The sequence below is a fragment of the Variovorax sp. ZS18.2.2 genome, from assembly GCF_024701975.1.
In the GTDB taxonomy this organism is placed as follows: Bacteria; Pseudomonadota; Gammaproteobacteria; order Burkholderiales; family Burkholderiaceae_C; genus Variovorax.
In genome coordinates this window covers 1786161-1803279 of record NZ_JANLNM010000001.1, presented here as the reverse complement: position 1 = coordinate 1803279, position 17119 = coordinate 1786161, and the positions used below count along the sequence as shown (strand labels likewise).

At 66.6% G+C, this 17119-nt stretch carries 18 protein-coding genes; 9 read left to right on the top strand and 9 right to left on the bottom strand.

All coding sequences use genetic code 11. From position 1 onward, the window contains the following. Positions 1-16 precede the first annotated feature (16 nt). The 8 genes from NU688_RS08440 to NU688_RS08405 all read left to right on the top strand — a co-directional run bounded on the left by NU688_RS08440 (position 17) and on the right by NU688_RS08405 (position 7137). The gene (locus tag NU688_RS08440) at positions 17-1090 is read left to right on the top strand and encodes a putative FMN-dependent luciferase-like monooxygenase (RefSeq protein ID WP_257860082.1); all 1074 of its coding nucleotides are present in this window, start codon (positions 17-19) and stop codon (positions 1088-1090) included. A 14-nt stretch (positions 1091-1104) separates the two neighbouring features. Beyond that, positions 1105-1740 (top strand): CMD domain protein, encoded by a 636-nt coding sequence (locus NU688_RS08435; protein ID WP_257860081.1) that lies wholly within the window; start codon positions 1105-1107, stop codon positions 1738-1740. Between the two features lie 20 nt (positions 1741-1760). Beyond that, positions 1761-2372: an alkylhydroperoxidase domain protein gene (locus tag NU688_RS08430; RefSeq protein ID WP_374684625.1), complete on the top strand. Its 612-nt coding sequence runs from the start codon at positions 1761-1763 to the stop codon at positions 2370-2372. 289 nt (positions 2373-2661) lie between these two features. Then, complete coding sequence (locus NU688_RS08425; RefSeq protein WP_257860080.1) at positions 2662-3465, top strand: MetQ/NlpA family ABC transporter substrate-binding protein; 804 nt, start codon at positions 2662-2664, stop codon at positions 3463-3465. A gap of 15 nt (positions 3466-3480) precedes the next feature. Beyond that, positions 3481-5091, top strand: a complete 1611-nt coding sequence (locus NU688_RS08420) for an ABC transporter substrate-binding protein (RefSeq protein WP_257860079.1) — start codon at positions 3481-3483, stop codon at positions 5089-5091. 130 nt (positions 5092-5221) lie between these two features. Continuing rightward, complete coding sequence (locus tag NU688_RS08415) at positions 5222-5545, top strand: hypothetical protein (RefSeq protein ID WP_257860078.1); 324 nt, start codon at positions 5222-5224, stop codon at positions 5543-5545. A 140-nt stretch (positions 5546-5685) separates the two neighbouring features. Further along, a complete protein-coding gene (locus tag NU688_RS08410) occupies positions 5686-6249 on the top strand; it encodes a fasciclin domain-containing protein (RefSeq protein ID WP_257860077.1) in 564 nt (187 codons plus the stop codon). 297 nt (positions 6250-6546) lie between these two features. Next, entirely contained in the window at positions 6547-7137 is a 591-nt protein-coding gene (locus tag NU688_RS08405) for a GAF domain-containing protein (protein ID WP_257860076.1), read from the top strand. Positions 7138-7150: 13 nt separating this feature from the next. Here NU688_RS08405 and NU688_RS08400 read toward each other — a convergent pair whose 3' ends face one another. After that, complete coding sequence (locus NU688_RS08400; RefSeq protein ID WP_257860075.1) at positions 7151-7861, bottom strand: XRE family transcriptional regulator; 711 nt, start codon at positions 7859-7861, stop codon at positions 7151-7153. A gap of 66 nt (positions 7862-7927) precedes the next feature. On the opposite strand from NU688_RS08400, the gene NU688_RS08395 reads away from it, so the two are divergent. After that, on the top strand, positions 7928-8167 hold the full coding sequence (locus tag NU688_RS08395) for a helix-turn-helix domain-containing protein (RefSeq protein ID WP_257860074.1): 240 nt from the start codon (positions 7928-7930) through the stop codon (positions 8165-8167). A 182-nt stretch (positions 8168-8349) separates the two neighbouring features. On the opposite strand, the gene NU688_RS08390 is transcribed toward NU688_RS08395, so the two are convergent. The 8 genes from NU688_RS08390 to NU688_RS08355 all read right to left on the bottom strand — a co-directional run bounded on the left by NU688_RS08390 (position 8350) and on the right by NU688_RS08355 (position 17098). Continuing rightward, positions 8350-8859 (bottom strand): hypothetical protein, encoded by a 510-nt coding sequence (locus NU688_RS08390; RefSeq protein WP_257860073.1) that lies wholly within the window; start codon positions 8857-8859, stop codon positions 8350-8352. A gap of 43 nt (positions 8860-8902) precedes the next feature. Then, the gene (locus tag NU688_RS08385; RefSeq protein WP_257860072.1) at positions 8903-10873 is read right to left on the bottom strand and encodes an ABC-F family ATP-binding cassette domain-containing protein; all 1971 of its coding nucleotides are present in this window, start codon (positions 10871-10873) and stop codon (positions 8903-8905) included. A 142-nt stretch (positions 10874-11015) separates the two neighbouring features. After that, positions 11016-11897 (bottom strand): 50S ribosomal protein L3 N(5)-glutamine methyltransferase, encoded by an 882-nt coding sequence (prmB, locus tag NU688_RS08380; protein ID WP_257860071.1) that lies wholly within the window; start codon positions 11895-11897, stop codon positions 11016-11018. After that, positions 11894-13078, bottom strand: coding sequence for a succinyl-diaminopimelate desuccinylase (gene dapE, locus NU688_RS08375; protein ID WP_257860070.1), 1185 nt, complete (start codon positions 13076-13078; stop codon positions 11894-11896). Before dapE ends, prmB begins: the two co-directional genes overlap by 4 nt. A gap of 16 nt (positions 13079-13094) precedes the next feature. Continuing rightward, positions 13095-14243 carry a PilT/PilU family type 4a pilus ATPase gene (locus NU688_RS08370; RefSeq protein ID WP_257860069.1) on the bottom strand — a complete coding sequence of 383 codons (1149 nt, stop codon included), beginning with the start codon at positions 14241-14243 and terminating at the stop codon, positions 13095-13097. A 66-nt stretch (positions 14244-14309) separates the two neighbouring features. After that, positions 14310-15143, bottom strand: a complete 834-nt coding sequence (gene dapD, locus NU688_RS08365) for a 2,3,4,5-tetrahydropyridine-2,6-dicarboxylate N-succinyltransferase (protein ID WP_257860068.1) — start codon at positions 15141-15143, stop codon at positions 14310-14312. Positions 15144-15195: 52 nt separating this feature from the next. Further along, positions 15196-16407 carry a succinyldiaminopimelate transaminase gene (gene dapC, locus NU688_RS08360; protein ID WP_257860067.1) on the bottom strand — a complete coding sequence of 404 codons (1212 nt, stop codon included), beginning with the start codon at positions 16405-16407 and terminating at the stop codon, positions 15196-15198. A gap of 52 nt (positions 16408-16459) precedes the next feature. Next, a complete protein-coding gene (locus NU688_RS08355; RefSeq protein ID WP_257860066.1) occupies positions 16460-17098 on the bottom strand; it encodes a LysE family translocator in 639 nt (212 codons plus the stop codon). Positions 17099-17119 lie beyond the last annotated feature (21 nt).

Below are 17119 nucleotides of genomic sequence, written 5' to 3'. Positions count from 1 at the left end.
CCTTGTCTGCATCCGGATGCCCGGCCTTTCCAACACCCCGAAACCCCTTCGCCTCGGCTTCTTCAGCCGCCTGCTCGACAACACCTCCGCCGCCGAGCGCTACAGGCTCGTTGCCGCGCAGATCGCCCACGCCGAGGCCTTCGGCTTCGATTCGGCCTGGGTGGCGCAGCACCACTTTCATGAACACGAGGGCGGGCTGCCGTCGCCGTTCGTGTTCCTGGCCTATGTGGCCTCGCGCACGAAGCGCATTCGCCTGGGCACAGGCATCGTCACGTTGCCGCTGGAAAACGCGGTGCGCGTGGCCGAGGATGCGGTCGTGCTCGACCTGCTTTCGAACAGCCGTCTGGAAGTGGGCGTGGGCACGGGCGGCACGCCCGAATCGTTCGCGGCCTTCGGGCTGGACGGCAACGATCGCTCGGCCATCTTCGCGCGGCAACTCGCTGCGGTGCGTGCGGCGTGGGCCGGCGAACCGCTCGCGGGCGGCGACACGCTGTACCCCGCAGGCGCCCGACTGCTCGACCGCATCTGGCAGGCCACGTTCTCGGTGAGCGGCGGCACGCGTGCGGGGGAGGCGGGCGATGGGCTGATGCTCTCGCGCACACAGCCGCGACCGGAACACGCGACCGATGCGTCGCTCGCCGATCTGCAGAACCCGATCATCGATGCGTACCTGGCTGCATTGCCGGCCGGCCGCGCGCCGCGCATCGTGGGCTCGCGCAGCGTGTTCGTGGCGGAAACGCGCAAGGAGGCGCTGCGTCTTGCTGACATCGGCCTGCGCCGCTCGGCCGCCCGCTTCGCCGCTTCGGGGCAGGCCGGCCTCGCGGACCGCGCAGGCCCGGATGCCTCGCTCGAACAACTGATCGCCGCCTACGACGTGCACGTCGGTTCGCCCGACGACGTGATTGCCTCGCTGCGCGCCGACAGCACGCTCTCGCGCGTGACCGATCTCGTCTGCCAAGTCCACTCGGTCGATCCGCCGCACGAGGCGATCCTGCGCTCCATCGAACTGACCGCCACCGTCGTCGCGCCAGCCTTGGGCTGGGCGCGGGGTGAGGGCGTGTCGGACCTTCAATCGCTTGCACTTCTCTAGGCTGGACTTCATCCATGAACGCCACTGTTTCTTCTTCTGTGCCTGACGTCATCGACCGGCTCGCCGGTATCGCGCCGGGCAACCACCTCGACCAGATCCGCGCGCAACGCGAGCAGGCGCGCACGAACGCGCAGCAGAGTTATCTCTCGCTGTTCGCGCCGACGCCGCCCGTGGTCGGCAACTTCGAGATCGTGGACCGCTTCGCCGTCGCGGCGTTCGTTGCCGCGCTGCATGGGCAGCCCGATGTGGCGCGTTTCTATGCCGACGCGCTGGCCGGGCAGGGCGCGCGCGCCGGGGTGGCCGAGGCCATCGCCATCGAAACGCAGCGAGGTGCCGCAGAAGGGCCTTACGGGCGCTATCCCGCCGGCCCGCTCAGCGCCGAAGACGTGCCCGGGCCTTCGTATGCGGTGGGCGCTGCACAGCGCCCGGTGCTCGGCGAGCGGCTTTCGGCCGGCCTCGCGCATGCCCACCTGCTGGTCTTTCACCCGCGCGATGCAAGCCCGGGCGCGCTGCAGTCGCTGCTCGATGCCGGATGGACGAGCACCGAGGTCGTGACGCTGTCGCAGCTCGTGGCGTTCCTCGCCTTTCAGATCCGCGTCGTCATCGGCCTCAAGGCGCTGGCGCAACGTCCCGTCACCCTTGTCGATTGATCGATCCGAGGAGCCGCACCATGACCACTGAATCCACGCTGACCCATCCCCACAACGCGCACCCGACCGTCTTCACGCAGGCACAGCTCGAATGGTTGCCCTGGCTGGAGCCGCTGCCCGAGGCCGAGCTGACCGAGCGGCACTTTGCCGGCCTGGTGGACGCATCGCGCGCCAAGTCGCCGTACTTCCGCCTGCTGGCACGCGACCCCGACATCCTGGGCGCGCGCACCCGCACCGACAAGGACATCTTCTACAACCCCGAAGCCGGGCTGCCGCGCGCCGAGCGCGAGCTCTCGGCGGCTGCGGCCTCGCGCTACAACGGATGCATCTACTGCGCCTCGGTGCACGCGCGCTTCGCCTCGCATTTCTCGCAGCGCACGGAGGATGTGCAGCGTTTGCTCGACGAGGGCGTGAAGGCCGATCTGGGCGAGCGCTGGAATGCGATCGTCGCGGCCTCGGTCGCGCTGTCGGCCACGCCTTCGGCGTTCGGGCCGGAGCACATCGAGCAACTGCGCGCGCAGGGGCTGGACGATCTGGCGATTGCCGATGTGATCCATGGCGCGGCGTTCTTCAATTGGGCCAACCGGTTGATGCTGTCGCTGGGCGAGCCGCAGGAGAGCGCGGTCGACTGATACCAGGTTGCGTCCGAAACGATAGAACCGTTCGGGCTGAGCTTGGCCTGTCCTGAGCCTGTCGAAGGATCGAAGCGCCGCGCGAGGCTTCGACAAGCTCAGCCCGAACGGTTGGGGTAGATCGAACGCAATTCCGTATGAGTGCCGCGCGCATGCGGAAAACAGATATGCAAGCGCCGATCCATTGTTTGGTTCGCGGTGTGGCGCAGCTAACCTGCGACCCCCGCGCCTTCTCATGCTGATGAAGAGGGCGCACGCAAAAAACCTATCTCCTGAGGGAACCCCAACCATGTCGCTTTCCATCCGCCGCGCACTGTCCGTGCTGACGCTTTCGATCGCCGGTCTCGGCGCCACCGTGCATGCGCAAGAAGTTCTGCGCGTGGCCGCATCGCCGGTGCCGCACGCCGAGATCCTCGAATTCATCCGTCCGCAGTTGAAGGCGCAGGGCGTCGATCTGCAGGTCAAGGTGTTCAACGACTACGTGCAGCCCAACCTCGCTGTGAGCGACAAGCAACTGGACGCGAACTTCTTCCAGAACCGTCCGTACCTGGAGTCCTTCAACAAGGACCGCAAGACCGACATCGTGGAAGTGCCGGGCAGCGACGTGCACATCGAGCCCTTCGGCGCGTACTCGCAGAAGATCAAGAAGGCCTCCGAGCTGCGCGAGGGCGCCATCGTCGCGATCCCGAGCGATCCGTCGAACTCGGGCCGGGCGCTGGCGCTGCTGGCGCGCGAAGGGCTCATCAAGCTCAAGGACCCGAGCAACATCAAGTCGACCGCGCGCGACATCGTCGCCAACCCGAAGAAGCTGGTGATCCGCGAGCTCGAATCGGCGCAGCTGCCGCGCGCGCTGCCCGATGTGGACCTGGCACTCATCAACACCAACTACGCACTCGAAGCCAAGCTCGACCCGAGCAAGGACGCGCTCTTCATCGAAGACGGCCGCAAGTCCCCCTACGCCAACTTCATCGCCTCGCGCAAGGACAACGCGGCATCGCCCGCCGTCGTCAAGCTGGTCGCCGCACTGCACACGCCGGAGGTCCGCAAGTTCATCCAGGACAAGTACAAGGGCGCGGTGATCCCGGCCTTCTGAGCGAGCGACAAAGACATGACTCCCTGGACTCTCGCGCGGGGCGTTCCCCGCCGCGCGGCATCGGCCGTGGTCGCCGCATTCGCTCTTGTTGCACTCACCGCCGCGGCCCAGCCGCAGCGCGGCGGCTCGCTGAACTGGCTGATCAACCCGGTTCCTTCCTCGATCGTTCCGCTCACGACCACGGCCGGCGGCAACACCGAGATCGGCCCGAAGATCGTCGAGGGGCTGCTGACATACGACTACGAGCTCAAGCCCAAGCCGTTGCTGGCCACCGCGTGGTCGCAGAGCAAGGACGGCCTGCAATACACCTTCGAGCTGCGCAAGGGCGTGAAGTGGCATGACGGGAAGGACTTCACTTCCGCCGACGTGGCCTTCTCGATCCTCACGCTCAAGCAGGTGCATCCGCGCGGGCGCGGCACCTTTGCCAACGTGGTGGAGGTGAAGACGCCGGACCCGTACACCGCGGTCATCGTGCTGAGCAAGCCGTCGCCGTTCCTGTTGACGGCGTTGGCCGCGACCGAATCGCCCATCGTGCCCAGGCACCTGTACGAAGGCACCGACATCGCGGCCAACAAGTACAACAGCGCGCCGGTGGGCACCGGGCCCTTCGTGTTCAAGGAGTGGGTGCAGGGCAGCCACATCATCCTGGAGCGCAACCCGAACTACTGGGACAAGCCCAAGCCTTATCTCGACCGCGTGGTGGTGCGCTTCGTCCTCGACGCGGCGGCACGCGCGGCTGCGCTGGAGTCGGGCGCGGCCGATCTTGCGAGCAGCGGCATTCCGCTGTCGGACGTGGAGCGATTCAAGAAGCTGCCCGGCATCGAGATCGACGCGCGCATCTCGCCCTACCTGGGCAGCCACCAGCAGATCTACTTCAACCTCGACACGCCCGTGCTGCAGAAGCTCGAAGTGAGAAGGGCGATTGCGCAGGCCATCGACGTCAACGCGTTTGCGAAGACGGTGTGGTACGGCTACGGCACGCTGTCGGCATCGCCCATCGGCAAGGGCATCTCGCGCTATCACGACGCGAGCATCCAGCCGTATCCGTTCAATCCGAAGGCGGCCGAGGCGGCGCTGGACGCGGCCGGGTTTAAGCGCGGAGCAGCGGGTGCAGGCGGCGCGCGCCTGAAGCTGCGCCTGCTCTACAACCCTTTCCAGGAACGGCGCGCGGCGGACTTCGTGCGCCAGTCGCTCGGGCGCATCGGCATCGATGCGGTGATCGAGAGCTACGACTTCGCGACCTACGTGAACAAGGCCTACACCGAGCGGGCCTTCGACATCACGCTGGAAAGCCTCACGAACCTGTTCGACCCGACGGTGGGCGTGCAGCGGGTGTTCTGGTCGAAGAACTTCAAGGTCGGGCTGCCGTTTTCCAATGCGGCGCACTACGTGAACCCGGAAGTCGACCGACTGCTGGAAGCTGCGGCGGTCGAGGTGGACGAGGGCAAGCGGCGTCAGCTCTTCATCGACTTCCAGCAGATCGTGCATCGTGACATTCCGTCGATCGAGCTGGGAGCAAACCCGGCGATCACGGTGGTGGCGAAGAAGGTGCGCGACTACGCGCCGACGGGCGAGCACATTCGCGGGAGCTTCGCGGACTTGTACTTCCAGCAGCCCCAGCCCTGAGGCCGTTTGCTGGTGCGAGGGCGAGCGTGCGCCTTCGGCCTACGCGAATGTCCGCCGCTGGCTGAGCGCCCGCGGCGGGCGGGCAGGCGAGGCTTGTTCGCAAGATCAATCAGAGAGGAAAGGCTTTCCCATGCGCGCCAACAACGACACCCGGCTCTCGGGCCCGATTGCAGAAGAACTGACGCCGCTGGAGATTTCTCAGGGCATCCTCGAAGGAGAAGAGAACCCGAGTGCCCTGCGGGCGGTCACCCCGCTGGAGAGGGCGGCTTCGGGCGAGGGGAATGGCGGTGAGCCACCGCGTTCGCGGATCGGGCGCTTCCTTTTGAACCCCTTGGTGCTGGGAGGCGCGGCCGCGACGGGCGTCGGCCTGATCCTGGCGCTCGCGTATGCGAAGAAGACGCCGCGCTCGGAATTGCGAGCGCACTTGCGAACGCTGGGCTCGTTCCGGTTCTGATGTTCTGAGCTTTGCTCCGGCGCAATCAGGCGCCGTTTTCTTTTTTCGTCGATGAACGAATCTGCTGCACGCAACGCCCCGTATTGAAGGCAGCCGTCGCGCATTTCGCGACGTGCTCGTCACACAACAGGAGCACCTTCATGCAGAGCAGCAAACTTCATCGCCTCGCCGCCGTCAGCCTCGCCATCGCGCTTTCAGCCGGGGCCTATTCGGCGATGGCGGCCAGTGTCATGGTCGGTGGCGCACCGATGCTCCCCACCAAGGACATCATCGATAACGCGGTCAACTCCAAGGACCACACCACGCTGGTGGCCGCGGTCAAGGCAGCGGGCCTCGTCGACACGCTCAAGGGCCCGGGTCCGTTCACCGTGTTCGCGCCGACCAATGCGGCCTTCGCGAAGCTGCCGGCCGGCACCGTCGACACGCTGCTCAAGCCCGAGAGCAAGGATGCGCTCACGGGCGTGCTGACCTACCACGTGGTGTCGGGCAAGCTCGATGCGGCCGAACTCAAGAAGGAGATCAAGGCCGGCAAGGGTTCCGCCGAACTGAAGACCGTCGCCGGCGGCACGCTCATTGCCAAGAGCAAGGGCGGCAAGATCACGCTCACCGACGAGAAGGGCGGCACCGCCACCGTCACGATCCCGAACGTCTATCAGTCGAACGGCGTGATCCATGTGGTCGACAAGGTGCTGCTGCCCAAGTAAGGCCAAGCCGTATCCGCCCCCTGTCTTCTTCCAGCGAACACCGCGGAACTGGCTTCGCCAGGCCGCAGGTGTTGCCCCCGGTAGGGGGTTGGCGAAGCGACACGAAGTGCGCGTAGCCTGGGGGCGAGCAAAAAAAAGCCCGCACGAGGCGGGCTGGAAGGTGACCTGCTGGAGGAGGGAGGATCAGAGAGGATGCAGGCCACGGGAGAGACCCAACTATGCGTTCTGAAACTGAAAGCAACCTGACCTCGCGGCAGCGCTTGCGCCATTGCGCGGCGGAAAAATAAAATCGGCCGCATGGTTTTCTACGATCCCGACTACGCTCCGGACGCGTTCGAAGTCCGTGTTTCCGAACTGCTGGTGGCCACGCCCGATGGCGCCGACGATCTCATCGACGTGTCGGTGACGGAGGTTCTGCGCATGGTGCTCGATCACCTGCAGATGGACGTCGTCTTTGTCTCGGAGTTCTGCGATGGCCGGCGGGTGTTCCGTCGCGTCGAGACGAAACCCGAGGCGAGGGTGATCGAGCCTGAGCAATCGTCGCCTCTGGAGGAATCGTTCTGCCAGCGAGTGATCGATGGCCGCCTGCCGCGGCTCGTGCACAACGTCGCCACGCTGCCGAACTTCGATGAGCTTCCGCCCACGGATTTTTCGATTGGCGCCCACCTGAGCACCCCCATCGTGCTCGACGATGGCCGCATCTACGGCACGCTCTGCTGCTTCAGCTTTGCGCCCAACGAGCAGTTGGCGCAGCGCGACCTGAAGAAGCTCGAAATTTCGGCCCAGCTTGCCGCGAAGAAGATCAACCTGCGTCGCGCGCGCGATGCGGAGAAGGCCATGGCGAAGTGGGCGCTGGAACCCCATGTGCCGCCGCCGCGATTGCGTTGATTCGCGCCGTTGATCAGTCCTCGTCTTCCCACTTGCCGATGACGGTGCCGAGCACGACGAAAGCGGTGCGGATCGGCTCGTGCTTCGGGTTGAGCGGCAACAGCCAGCGCGGGCCGTCCTGCTCCTTGAATTCCTTGAAGGTGAGCTTGCCGCCCTCCGTGACCAGGGCAATGACGCGCTCGCCGTCGGCGGGCATCTTGAGGTTGGTGTCGACGAAGATGATCGAGCCTTCGGGATAGCTCTTCAGCTCGCCGCTCGCCGCGGCCATGCTGTCGCCTTCCACCCGCAGCGCGTAGGTCTTCTCGGGGCTGTGGTGCGCGATGCAGGGAATCCAGCGGTCGGCTGTGTGCTTGCCCGCGATGTCCCAGTTGGCGGCCTGCGACCAGGAAATGAGCGGCACCGTGTCGGGCGTTCCGGGCGCGAAGTGCGGCAGTTCCGGCGGCACGCGCACGACCCGGTAGATGGCCGCAGGCTCGTTGGCCTGGTGCTGCGCCCTGCGGATCTGGATGGGGTCCCACGGCGCCGGGCCGTCGCCGGTGTCCAGCCAGTTGGGATCGGCGCGGTAGACGCGCGCCAGGGCGAGCAGGCTCATGGTGCGGGTGGTGTCCCCGCGCTCGATCTTCGAAATGCTTGCCTGTTTCACGCCCGAGGCCGCTTCGGCCTCCTTCTGGGTCATGTTGGCGTATTCGCGTGCCGCCTTTGCACGTTTGGCAATAGTCTCCATGGACGGAGATTTAAGCTCAAATGAATATTATAAGTAGAATGGAAAATATAAAAATGGGAGTTTTCAATGAAGCCACGCGAGTTGGTGCAGGCGCTGCGGGCCATGGGCCTCACGCAAAAGCAGATCCAGGAACGCACCGGGATCCCACAACCCACGGTCAGCAAGATCGGCCTCGGACGGGTGCGCGACGTCATGTCGCGCCACTACGTGGCACTGCTGACCGCCTACGAACACCAGGTGAAGGTGCAAGCCGCCGAGATGGCGTCGGCGCCGACTTCGTTTCACTGGCCCCGCGTCAACGACTGAGGCGGTGCGCCGTCCTGTGTCGTCGGGCCTTGGGCTCGACTGCGCACTGTGCGCGCTGTTGGCGCTGCTGTCCACGGCTGCGCTGTTCTACGGGGTCCTGAAAGGCGCCCCTGCGGTGATCGGCATGGCGGCGTTCGGCCTGTCGGGTGCGGCCTGGACCGCGTGCGTGCTGCTCGACGGCGCTAGGCGCCAACGGGCACGTGCTGTGCGGGAGGCGCTAGACCGAGTGTGGCGCTGACGCGCACGCAGTCCTTGATGTGCTGCTCGCCAAGGGCGCGCAGCGCCGCATAGCCGAGCGCGGCCGACACGATCTGCCCCGCGATTGGCACGTACTTGGTGGCCTGCTTGGCCGTCAGGCGCACGCCGGCGTGTTTGGCGAGCTTGATCAGCAGGTCGCGCGTGACGAGCCGGCCGACCAGGAGCGCGCCCACGGTGGTGGCCGCCTTTTGGATGCGCTCGCGCTGGTGCGGTGCGAGCTTTTCGACCTGGGTGACCGAGAGCCCGAACTCGGCGCTGATCTGCGGCACCAGCCGCGAGAGCAGGGCCGCATCGGCGGCCCAGTCGATGCCGGGCAGCGGAATCGCGCTGGCCGCCGCCGCCATCAGGGCCTTGCGGCCGATCAGCTTCCGGCTGCGGTGGATGGCCGCGATGAGTTTTTCGTCACCATGGGCCAGTTCGATCGCGGACGGCATGCGGCGTGTCTCCTTGGTGGGACCCCGATGGGGTCGGATGAGGTCAGGCTGCCAGGGCCTCCAGCTGGTCCGAGAGGGCCAGCCAGCGCTCTTCCAGCTTGGCGATTTCTTCGTTCAGGGCCTTCAGCCGCTTGCCTGCGTCGGCGAGCTCGGCTGGCGCGATGGGCTCGCCCAGGCGGGCTTCCAGCGCAGCCCGTTCGACGCCGGCCGCAGCCAAGCGTTCATCGATCTGGGCAATTTCGCGCTTGATCGGCTTGGCCTGGTCGCTGCGTTGCTGGCGCTCCTGTGCGCTGGGCTTGGCCGCAGTGGCTGCCGCCGCGGCCGCGGCCATCGCGCTTTCGGCCTCGCGCACCGCGATCTTGGCCTCTTCGCGCAGGCGCTTGGCTTCGTCCAGCAGGTAGCGCTGGTAGTCGTCCAGGTCGCCGTCGAAGTCGGCGACGACGCCGCGGCCCACGAGCCAGAACTCGTCGCACACCGAGCGCAGCAGCGCACGGTCGTGGCTCACCAGCATCAGCGTGCCTTCGAACTCGTTGAGCGCCACGGCCAGGGCCTCGCGGGTGGCCAGGTCCAGGTGGTTGGTGGGCTCGTCCAGCAGCAGGAGGTTGGGGCGCTGCCAGACCATCATCGCGAGCACGAGGCGGGCCTTTTCGCCGCCGCTCATGGTGCCCACAGGCTGCTTGACCATGTCGCCGCTGAAATTGAAGCTGCCCAGGAACCCGCGCAGCGCCTGCTCGCCGGTGCTTTCCTTGACGGCGCTGCCCAGTTCGCGGGCCATGCGCACCATGTGCTCCAGCGGGTTGTCCTGCGGGCGCAGCACGTCGAGTTCCTGCTGCGCGAAGTAGCCGATGTTCAGGCCCTTGCCCTCGGTGACTTCGCCGGCCAGCGCGCCCATTTCGCGCGCGATGGTCTTCACCAGCGTCGACTTGCCCTGGCCGTTGGCGCCCAGGATGCCGATGCGCTGGCCCGCCAGCACCGAGCGGCTCACGCCGCGCAGGATGGTCTTGGGCGCTTCGTCTTCGATCTCGTAGCCGAAGCTCGCATTGGCGATCGACAGCATCGGGTTGGGAATGTTGCCCGGCTCCTTGAATTCGAAGGTGAAGTCGGCTTCGGCCAGCAGCGGTGCGACCCGCTCCATGCGCTCCAGCGCCTTGACCCGGCTCTGCGCCTGCTTGGCCTTGCTGGCCTTGGCCTTGAAGCGGTCGATGAACTTCTGCAGGTGGGCGATCTTGTCCTGCTGCTTGGAGAACGCGACCTGCTGCTGCTCCATCTGCAGCGCGCGCATGTCCTCGAACTTGCTGTAGTTGCCGCCGTAGCGCGTGAGCTGGGCGTTGGCGATGTGCAGGGTGACGTCGGTCACGGCATCGAGGAACTCGCGGTCGTGGCTGATGACGATCATGGTGCCGGCGTATTTCTGCAGCCAGGCTTCGAGCCAGACGAGCGCGTCCAGGTCCAAGTGGTTGGTGGGTTCGTCGAGCAGCAGCAGGTCGCTCGGGCACATCAGCGCGCGGGCGAGCTGAAGGCGCATGCGCCAGCCGCCCGAGAAGCTGTTGACGGGGCCGTCGAGCTCGTGCGACTTGAAACCCAGGCCCAGGATCAGCGCCTGCGCGCGCGGCACGGCGTCGTGCTCGCCGGCATCAGCCAGGTCGGTGTAGGCGTGGGCCAGTTCCATGCCGATGTCGGCATCGTCGGGGTTCTCGGCGTAGGCGGCCTCGATGGCGGCCAGGGTGGTGCGCAGCTCGGTCAGGCGGGTGTCGCCGCCCACCACGAAGTCGGTGGCCGACTCCTCGGTTTCGGGCATGTCCTGCGCCACCTGGGCCATGCGCCACTGCTTGGGCACGTAGAAGTCGCCGCCGTCTTCGTGCAGCGAGCCGTTGAAGAGCGCGAACAGCGTGGACTTGCCCGCGCCGTTGCGCCCGACGAGGCCGACCTTTTCACCGGGGTTGATGGTGACGGTGGCGCCGTCGAGCAGTTTCTTGGCGCTGCGGCGAAGAATGACGTTTTTGAGAGTAATCATGAAATAGGAACCGTAGGGGCGATTATCCCGTCCGGCCCGGGGCGTCCTGGCGCGAAGGGGCAAAAGAGGGGCATCACCCGATGAAGGGGGACCGCAGCCAACGCTGCGACAAATCGGCGGAAAGGGGCTTGGGCGGGTGCAGCTAACGCGCGCCGGCGCCGGCCAGCAGGGCGGCCCGGGTCACGAGCAGGACCTGGTCCTCGCCCGCCGAGGTTTCGAGCCACACCACCTCCAGCTGCGGGAATGCCGCTTCGAAGTAGTCGCGCTCGTTGCCGATTTCCAGCACCAGCACCGCCTGTTCACTCATGCGGGAAGGCGCGTCGGCGAACAGTTGGCGGATGAAGTCCATGCCGTCGTCGCCACCGGCCAGCGCCAGTTCGGGCTCGGCCCGGTATTCGGCGGGCAGGGCGGCCATGCTGGCGCTGTTCACATAGGGCGGGTTGCAGAGCACCAGGTCATACGGTCCGGGCAGGTTGGCCATGCCGTCGGATTCGACCAGCTTCACGCGCGCATCGAGTTCGTGCCGGGTGACATTGATGGCCGCAACCTCGAGCGCCTCGACGGAGAGGTCGGCGGCGTCCACCGTCACGTCCGGGTACGTCAGCGCCGCGAGCACGGCCAGGCTGCCGTTGCCGGTGCACAGGTCGAGCACGCGCTTGGTGTGTTCGCCGAGCCAATAGTCGATGCTGCCGTCGGCGATCAGTTCGGCGATGAAGCTGCGCGGCACGATGGCGCGCTCGTCCACGTAGAAGGGCACGCCTTGCAGCCAGGCTTCCTTGGTGAGGTAGGCGGCCGGCTTGCGGGTGGCGATGCGTTCGTCGAGCAGCGCCGCGACCTTGCCGGCATCGGCCGGCGAGACGGCCGTGTCGGCCACGGCATCGATGTCGTCCAGCGGCAGCTTCAGGCGCCACAGCACAAGCCACGCAGCTTCGTCGAAGGCATTCGCCGTGCCGTGCCCGAAGGCGACGCCGGCTTCTTCCAGTCGCTTGGCGCCGGCCTCGATGAGTTCGATGACGGTACTCATCGAGCGAGCGAGGCTTCAAGCCTGTCGAGCGTGCGCTTATAGATGTTCTTCAGCGTCTCGATCTCGGCCACGTCGATGTGCTCGTCGATCTTGTGGATGCTGGCGTTGACCGGGCCGAGTTCGACCACCTGCTTGCAGATCTTCGCGATGAAGCGCGCATCGCTCGTGCCGCCGCTGGTCGAGAGCTCGGTCGCGATGCCGGTTTCGTCGGCAATGGCCGCCTGCACCGAGGTGACGAGTTCGCCGGGCGTGGTCAGGAAGGGCAGGCCGCCGACCGTCCAGGCGAGCGTGTAGTCGACGCCATGTGCATCGAGCACCGCATGCACGCGCTGCTGCAGCGATTCGGGCGTCGACTCGGTCGAGAAGCGGAAGTTGAAATCGATCACCGCATTGCCCGGGATCACGTTGCTCGCGCCGGTGCCCGAATGGAAATTGCTGATCTGCCAGCTGGTCGGCTGGAAATAATCGTTGCCCGCATCCCATCCGCCGGCCGTGTTGAGGGCCACCAGGTCGGCCAGCGCGGGCGCCACCGAATGCACCGGGTTCTTCGCCAGGTGCGGATAGGCGATGTGCCCCTGCACGCCCTTGACCGTGAGCTTGCCGCTCATCGTGCCGCGGCGGCCGTTCTTGATCATGTCGCCGCAGCGCTCCACGGCCGTGGGCTCGCCGACGATGCAGTAATCGATGACCTCGCCGCGCGCGACCAGCGCGTTGCAGACGATGACGGTGCCGTCGACGCCCGGGCCTTCTTCATCGCTCGTGAGCAGCAGGGCCAGCGTGAGCTTGGGGTCGGGCGTGCCTTGCAGGAATTCTTCGATGGACACGACGAACGCCGCCACCGAGGTCTTCATGTCGCAGGCACCGCGACCGTACAGCTTGCCGTCGCGGTGCGTGGGCGTGAACGGGTGGCTGGTCCATTGTTCGACGGGGCCGGTGGGCACCACGTCGGTGTGGCCGGCGAACACCAGTGTCTTGCTGCAGGTCGCGTCGGTGGCGTTGGCCGGGCGGCGCACCGCCCAGAGGTTGGTCACACGGAAGTCGGCCGGCCCGCTCTCGATGGTTTCGAGCGCGAAGCCCAGTTGCGCCAGCCGTTCGCCGAGGATCTGTTGGCAGCCCGCGTCGTCAGGGGTGACCGAGGGGCGCGAGATGAGTTGTTCGGCGAGCTGGAGCGTGCGGGACATCGGGAAAAGGGTTCGTTCAGAACTTCACGTCGAGCGTGATGTCGGTAAAGGTCGGTTCGTCGACCTGGTCGGTGAGGTGGCGGTCGTCGACCTGTTGCTTGGGCGCAGCGCGGTTCTGCAGACGCCACAGCAGGTTGGTGGGCGAGTCGGAGTGGGCCAGGCCCTCTTCGCGCGTCACGCGCTCCTCGATGATGAGGCGGGCGATGTCTTCCTCGAAGGTCTGCGAGCCTTCGGCCATCGATTGCTGCATGGCCTCCTTCACGGCGGAGAAGTCGCCCTTTTCGATCAGGTCGGCCACGAGCGCGGTGTTCAGCATGACTTCGAGCGCCGGCACGCGCGCGCCGGCCGGCGTGCGCAACAGGCGCTGCGACACGATGGCGCGCAGCGCCCCGCCCAGGTCGCCCAGCAGCGTGGCGCGCACTTCCACCGGGAAGAAGCTCAGGATGCGGTTCAGCGCGCGGTAGCTGTTGTTGGCGTGCAGCGTGGCCACGCAGAGGTGCCCTGACTGCGCGTAGGCGATGGCGGCCGTCATGGTCTCGCGGTCGCGGATTTCGCCGATCTGGATCACGTCGGGTGCCTGGCGCAGCGCGTTCTTGAGCGCGATGTGCAGCGAGGTGGTGTCGCTGCCCACGTCGCGCTGGTTCACCAGCGATTTCTTGTTGGTGTAGGTGAACTCGATCGGCTCTTCCACCGTGAGGATGTGGCCGCTGGCGTTCTCGTTGCGGTAGTCGAGCATCGAGGCCAGGGTGGTGGTCTTGCCCGCGCCGGTTGCGCCGACCATCAGGATCAGCCCGCGCTTGTCCATGATCAGCGTCTTCAGGATGTCGGGCAGGTTCAGGTCGGCAAAGCTCGGAATGACCGAGGCGATGTGCCGCACCACCACCGCATAGGTGCCGCGCTGGCGCATGGCGCTGATGCGGTAGTTGCCGGCGCCTTCGAGGGCGACGGCCATGTTCAGTTCGCCCGTGTTCTCCAGCTCCTGGATGCGGGCTTCGGGCACCACCTCGGACAGCAGCGCGAGCGGCGCCGTCGCGGGCAGGACCTGCGCATTGATCGGCACGCAGACGCCGTTGATGCGGATCATCACCGGGGAGTGAGCCGAGAGGTAGATGTCGGAGGCCTTGCGCTCGGCCATCAAACGAAGAATTCGCTCCATCATGTTCATCGGTCTCTCTCCTCGGGTCTGTTGTTTTCTAACGGGACAAAAGCAGGGGGTGGGTCGATCGGTCGATCAGTCGCGCAGCAGGTCGTTCAGGCTGGTCTTGGAGCGCGTTTGCGCATCGACCGTCTTGACGATGATCGCGGCGTAGGTGCTGTAGTCCTGGCCCGACTTGGTCTTCTTGGGCAGGTTGCCGCTGATGACGACGCTGCCCGACGGCACGCGGCCGAAGAAGGTTTCGCCGGTGTCGCGGTTGAAGATCGGGGTGCTCTGGCCGATGTACACGCCCATGCCGAGCACCGAGTTTTCTTCGATCACCACGCCTTCGACCACTTCGGAGCGCGCGCCGATGAAGCAGTTGTCCTCGATGATGGTCGGGCCGGCCTGCAGCGGCTCGAGCACGCCGCCGATGCCGACGCCGCCCGACAGGTGCACGTTGGCGCCGATCTGCGCGCACGAACCCACGGTGGCCCAGGTGTCGACCATGGTGCCTTCGCCCACGTAGGCGCCGATGTTCACGTACGAGGGCATCAGGATCGCGCCCTTGGCGATGTAGCTGCCGCGGCGGGCCACGGCCGGCGGCACGATGCGCACGCCCGATTCCTTCAGCTCGCCGGCCGACAGGTGCGAGAACTTGGTCGGCACCTTGTCGTAGAAGCCGAGCGAGCCGGCCTGCATCTGTTCGTTGTCCTTCAGGCGGAACGACAGCAGCACGGCCTTCTTGATCCACTGGTGCACGGTCCACTTGCCGACGCTTTCGCGGGTGGCCACGCGCAGCTTGCCGTTGTTGAGCTCGGTGATCACGCTCTCGACGGCGTCGCGCACTTCGGCGGGAGCGGCGGAGGGCGAGATGTTGGCGCGGTCTTCCCACGCGGCGTCGATGATTTGTTGCAGTTGCTGGGTCATGGAGAAAGTCTCGGGTGAAAAATCGGGGCCAGGGGCCATGGGAGACGGTGTGTCAGAGCCGGCCGTCCTGCACGAAACGGACGATGCGTTCGGCGGCTTCCACACACTCGGCCGTTTCGGCCACCAGGGCCATGCGGATGCGGCCCCGGCCAGGGTTGGCGCTGTGCGTGGTGTTTCGCGCCAGATAGCTCCCCGGCAGAACCGTGACATTGTATTGAGCGTAGAGCGCGCGGGCGAAGGCTTCGTCGTCGCCAGCCCACACTTCGGGCACGCCGGCCCAGAGGTAGAAACTGGCGTCGGGCAGGCGCACGTCGAGCACCGGTTCGAGCAGCGGCGTGACGGCGGCGAACTTGGCGCGGTACTTGGCCCGGTTTTCGACCACATGGGCCTCGTCGCCCCAGGCCGCGATGCTGGCGGCCGCCACGATGCCGCTCATGGCGCTGCCGTGGTAGGTGCGGTAGAGCAGGAACTTCTTGATGAGGGCCGCGTCGCCCGCAACGAACCCGCTGCGCAGGCCCGGCACGTTGCTGCGCTTGGACAGCGAGGTGAGGGCGATCAGGTTCCTGAAGTCGGGCCGGCCCAGCTTGACCGACGCTTCGAGGCCGCTGAGCGGGGGCTCGTCGCGGAAGTAGATCTCGCTGTAGCACTCGTCGGCCGCGATCACGAAGCCGTGGCGGTCCGACAGGGCGAAGAGCTTCTGCCACTCGTCCAGCGGCATCACGGCGCCCGTCGGGTTGCCCGGCGAGCAGACGAACACGAGCTGGGTGCGGGCCCAGATGTCGTCGGGCACGCCGTCCCAGTCGACCGCGAAATTGCGCGACGCCACGCTCGGCACGTAGTACGGCTCGGCGCCCGAGAGCAGCGCGGCGCCTTCGTAGATTTGATAGAACGGATTGGGCGACAGCACCACCGGCTGCGGCGAAACGGTGGCATCGATCACCGTTTGCGCCAGCGAGAACAGCGCCTCGCGCGAGCCGTTGACCGGCAGCACCTGCGTGGCCGGATCGAGCGCGAGGCTGTAGCGGGTCTGGAGCCAGTCGGTGAAGGCGGTGCGCAGTTTCAGGTCGCCGGCGGTGGCGGGGTAGGCGGCCAGCGCGCCGAGGCTGGCGCGGAGGGCTTCCTTGATGAAGTCCGGCGTGGCGTGCTTGGGTTCGCCGATGCCGAGGCTGATGGGTGCGTATTCGGGAACGGGCGTGACGCCCGCGAACAGTTGCTTCAGCCGCTCGAAGGGGTACGGCTGCAACCTGGAAAGCAAGGGATTCATGCCCGGGATTATCGGCGACGGGCGCCGGCCGCCCCACGGGAAATGGCCGATTTCAGGTGCTGCCGCGGCGGTAGAAGGCCAGCGAACCCGCCAGCGCCAGCAGCATGCCGCCGCAGGCGCGGTCGATCCAGCGCGTGGCCGAGATCGTGAGAAGCCGGATCGCGCGGGCGCCGACGAAGGCGTAGCCCAGCATCACCACCATGTCCAGGCCCGCGAAGATCAGCGAAATGATCAGGTACTGCGGCGCCTGCGCGGCCGTCGGGTCGATGAACTGCGGCAGCAGCGCCGAGCAGAAGATGTAGCCCTTGGGGTTGGTTACCGCCACGAGAAACGACTTGAAGAAGATGCGCCGGCTTTCGTCCGCCGTGACCGTCGCGGCCGCATCTGCTATCGGCAACTGGAAGCCGCCCTTGGAGCGCAGCATGCGCAGCCCGAGCCAGGCCAGGTAGACCGCGCCGACCCACTTGAGCATCGAGAACCAGAACTCCGACGCCGCCAGCAGCGCGCCGAGCCCGAGCGCCACGGCGCCGACCAGCACGAAGTCCGACAGCACCGCGCCCAGCATGCCCGGCAGCGCCCGGCGCACGCCGTGGCGCGAGCCGTTGCTGAGCGCCAGCAGCACGGTGGGTCCGGGCGTGGCGATGGCGGCGAAGGCCACGATGGCGAACAGCAGGGCGGTGGCGAGCGTCATCGGGGTGTCTTTCTTCGAGTG

What these genes read in the sequence shown, in the direction of transcription:
- prmB (WP_257860071.1), bottom strand. Translation starts at nt 11,897, where the DNA reads ATGAGTACCGTCATCGAACTCATCGAGGCCGGCGCCAAGCGACTGGAA.
- dapE (WP_257860070.1), bottom strand. Translation starts at nt 13,078, where the DNA reads ATGTCCCGCACGCTCCAGCTCGCCGAACAACTCATCTCGCGCCCCTCG.
- NU688_RS08420 (WP_257860079.1), top strand. Translation starts at nt 3,481, where the DNA reads ATGACTCCCTGGACTCTCGCGCGGGGCGTTCCCCGCCGCGCGGCATCG.
- NU688_RS08385 (WP_257860072.1), bottom strand. Translation starts at nt 10,873, where the DNA reads ATGATTACTCTCAAAAACGTCATTCTTCGCCGCAGCGCCAAGAAACTG.
- NU688_RS08395 (WP_257860074.1), top strand. Translation starts at nt 7,928, where the DNA reads ATGAAGCCACGCGAGTTGGTGCAGGCGCTGCGGGCCATGGGCCTCACG.
- dapD (WP_257860068.1), bottom strand. Translation starts at nt 15,143, where the DNA reads ATGACCCAGCAACTGCAACAAATCATCGACGCCGCGTGGGAAGACCGC.
- NU688_RS08405 (WP_257860076.1), top strand. Translation starts at nt 6,547, where the DNA reads ATGGTTTTCTACGATCCCGACTACGCTCCGGACGCGTTCGAAGTCCGT.
- NU688_RS08435 (WP_257860081.1), top strand. Translation starts at nt 1,105, where the DNA reads ATGAACGCCACTGTTTCTTCTTCTGTGCCTGACGTCATCGACCGGCTC.
- NU688_RS08430 (WP_374684625.1), top strand. Translation starts at nt 1,761, where the DNA reads ATGACCACTGAATCCACGCTGACCCATCCCCACAACGCGCACCCGACC.
- NU688_RS08410 (WP_257860077.1), top strand. Translation starts at nt 5,686, where the DNA reads ATGCAGAGCAGCAAACTTCATCGCCTCGCCGCCGTCAGCCTCGCCATC.
- NU688_RS08440 (WP_257860082.1), top strand. Translation starts at nt 17, where the DNA reads ATGCCCGGCCTTTCCAACACCCCGAAACCCCTTCGCCTCGGCTTCTTC.
- NU688_RS08355 (WP_257860066.1), bottom strand. Translation starts at nt 17,098, where the DNA reads ATGACGCTCGCCACCGCCCTGCTGTTCGCCATCGTGGCCTTCGCCGCC.
- NU688_RS08400 (WP_257860075.1), bottom strand. Translation starts at nt 7,861, where the DNA reads ATGGAGACTATTGCCAAACGTGCAAAGGCGGCACGCGAATACGCCAAC.
- NU688_RS08390 (WP_257860073.1), bottom strand. Translation starts at nt 8,859, where the DNA reads ATGCCGTCCGCGATCGAACTGGCCCATGGTGACGAAAAACTCATCGCG.
- NU688_RS08425 (WP_257860080.1), top strand. Translation starts at nt 2,662, where the DNA reads ATGTCGCTTTCCATCCGCCGCGCACTGTCCGTGCTGACGCTTTCGATC.
- NU688_RS08370 (WP_257860069.1), bottom strand. Translation starts at nt 14,243, where the DNA reads ATGAACATGATGGAGCGAATTCTTCGTTTGATGGCCGAGCGCAAGGCC.
- dapC (WP_257860067.1), bottom strand. Translation starts at nt 16,407, where the DNA reads ATGAATCCCTTGCTTTCCAGGTTGCAGCCGTACCCCTTCGAGCGGCTG.
- NU688_RS08415 (WP_257860078.1), top strand. Translation starts at nt 5,222, where the DNA reads ATGCGCGCCAACAACGACACCCGGCTCTCGGGCCCGATTGCAGAAGAA.